Annotated in this window: 3 protein-coding genes; 1 reads left to right on the plus strand and 2 read right to left on the minus strand. The window is 69.4% G+C overall.

The annotated features are described in order from the left end of the window. Together J7E68_RS18040 and J7E68_RS18045 are read right to left on the minus strand one after the other, a co-directional pair. The coding region (locus J7E68_RS18040; protein WP_215174930.1) for an acetyl/propionyl/methylcrotonyl-CoA carboxylase subunit alpha at positions 1-1,516 on the minus strand (1,516 nt) is incomplete at its 3' end. Positions 1,517-1,594: 78 nt separating this feature from the next. After that, on the minus strand, positions 1,595-2,233 hold the full coding sequence (locus J7E68_RS18045; protein ID WP_215174931.1) for a nucleoside triphosphate pyrophosphatase: 639 nt from the start codon (positions 2,231-2,233) through the stop codon (positions 1,595-1,597). 23 nt (positions 2,234-2,256) lie between these two features. Here J7E68_RS18045 and J7E68_RS18050 point away from each other — a divergent pair. After that, on the plus strand, positions 2,257-2,541 hold a 285-nt coding region (locus tag J7E68_RS18050), incomplete at its 3' end, for a TRAM domain-containing protein (RefSeq protein ID WP_396652523.1).

A 2,541-nucleotide genomic window follows, 5' to 3' on the forward strand; every position in this document is an offset into this window, starting at 1 on the left:
GCGACGGCGGCACGGCCGCGGGGCGACCCGTCGTGCCGGGGGCGACCGCCACGCGATCGGGCAGGCTCACCTCGAGGCGCTTGCCCGCGACCTCGACGACGACGGTGTGCCGGTTCTCGGATGACGCGGGCGACTCGAGCTCGCCGTCCCATGCGGGGATGTCGTTCTCGAACTCGGTCTCGATCCAGCGGGTGAAGACTCCGAATCGTCCGTCAGCGGCGGTGAAGGCGGGATCGTTGACGACCTTGCGGTGGAAGGGCAGAACCGTCGGGAGCCCGGCGACCTCGAATTCCTCGAGGGCGCGGCGGGAGCGCTCGAGCGCCTCGGCCCGGTCCTTGCCCGTGACGATGATCTTCGCGAGCAGCGAGTCGAACGCGCCCGAGACCGAGTCTCCGGCGGTGACGCCGGAGTCGAGACGGATGCCGGGGCCCCCGAAGGTCTTGAAGACGTGGATGGGCCCGGGCTGTGGCAGGAACCCGCGACCGGGGTCTTCGCCGTTGATGCGGAACTCGATCGAGTGTCCGGTCGGGGTGGGGTCGTCGTAGTCGATGGTGCCGCCGGCGGCGATGCGGAACTGCTCGCGCACGAGGTCGATGCCGGTGACCTCTTCGGAGACGGGGTGCTCGACCTGCAGGCGAGTGTTCACCTCGAGGAACGACACGGTGCCGTCGGCGCCGATGAGGAACTCGCAGGTTCCCGCACCGACGTAGCCGACCTCTTTGAGGATCGCCTTCGACGCCGAGTACAGCAGCGTGTTCTGCTCCTCCGTGAGGAACGGCGCGGGGGCCTCCTCGACGAGCTTCTGGTGGCGACGCTGCAGCGAGCAGTCTCGCGTCGAGATGACGACGACGTTGCCCTCGGCATCCGCCAGGCACTGCGTCTCGACATGGCGGGGCTTGTCGAGGTACTTCTCGACGAAGCACTCGCCGCGCCCGAAGGCGGTCACGGCCTCGCGGGTGGCGGACTCGAACAGCTCGGCGACCTCGTCGAGCTCACGCGCGACCTTGAGGCCTCGGCCTCCGCCTCCGTACGCGGCCTTGATCGCGATCGGCAGGCCGAACTCCTTCGCGAAGGCGATGACCTCGTCGGCTCCCGACACCGGACCCGGCGTTCCCGGGGCGAGCGGTGCGCCCACCTTCTCGGCGACGTGGCGGGCGGTGACCTTGTCTCCGAGCGCCTCGATGGCGTCGGGGGAGGGGCCGATCCAGGTCATCCCCGCGCCGATGACGGCACGGGCGAACTCGGCGTTCTCGGCGAGGAAGCCGTAGCCCGGGTGCACGGCGTCTGCGCCGGCACGACGGGCGACCGAGAGGATCTTCTCGATCTGCAGGTAGGTCTCGGCGCTCGTGGCTCCGCCGAGGGCGTAGGCCTCGTCGGCGAGGCGGGTGTGCAGAGCGTCGCGATCCTGGTCTGCGTACACGGCGACCGAGGCGATCCCCGAGTCTCGTGCGGCACGGATGATGCGTACGGCGATCTCGCCGCGGTTGGCGATGAGCACCTTGGCGATTTCAGGCATGGTTGTCAGCCTAGCGAGAAGGCCCTCGATCCATTTGACGACTCTCCACAAGAAAGAAGGAGAAACGTCGATGAGACCCTACGACCAGAGGTCGGTCCAGGCGACGCCGAGATCTGCGGCCAGTCGACGGACCGTCGACAGAGACATGCCCACGACGGTCGACGGATCGCCGTCGACGCGCGTGATGAAGGCCCCGCCCAGGCTGTCGACTGTGAAGGCGCCCGCGACGAGGAGGGGTTCGCCCGAGGCGACGTAGGCGGCGATCTCGGCATCCGTGATGTCGTCGGCGAACGTCACAGAGGCCTCGGCGGTGGCCGTGGCCTCGACAGGTGCGACGCCGGGCGAGACCCGGAACACCGAATGCCCGGAGTGCAGGATGCCGGTGGCACCGCGCATCTCGTGCCAGCGCCTGGTCGCCTCCTCCGGTGTGTACGGCTTGCCGTAGACGCGGCCGCCGAGGGCGAACATCGAGTCGCCGCCGATGACGATGCCGTCGAACGTGCCCTCTTCGGCGAGCCGCTGCGCGACATCCGCAGCCTTGGCGCGAGCGAGGAGCAGCACGAGGTCTGCCGGCGGGAGCTCCCCTCCGCGATCGGATGCCGCGGCCGCCGCCACCGCGTCCTCATCGACGTCCGGTGACAGCGTCGACGGCTCGATACCGGCCTGCCGCAGCAGCATGAGACGGGCAGGAGAGGTGGAGGCCAGGCAGACGCGCATGTTCACCACCGTATCCTCGAAGGATGACTTCCTCCCCAGCCCTGCTCGATCTGGACATCACCGGCATCGCGCACGGCGGTACGTTCATCGCCCGTCACGAAGGACGAGTCGTCTTCGTCTCCGACGCCATCCCCGGAGAACGGGTCCGCGCGCGCCTGAGCGCGGATTCGACGGACGAGTCGAAGAGCTTCTGGCGCGCCGAGACGGTCGAGGTCCTCGAGGCGTCGCCGCACCGCCGCCCGCACATCTGGGCCGAGGCCGACGTCTCCCGGGATCCCGAGAATCCACACGGCGGAGCCGACCTCGGC

This window comes from Microbacterium sp. ISL-103, from assembly GCF_018613995.1.
GTDB lineage: Bacteria > Actinomycetota > Actinomycetes > Actinomycetales > Microbacteriaceae > Microbacterium.

Excerpts from the sequence above, each read along its gene's own strand:
- J7E68_RS18045 (WP_215174931.1), bottom strand. The coding sequence starts at position 2,233 with ATGCGCGTCTGCCTGGCCTCCACCTCTCCTGCCCGTCTCATGCTGCTG.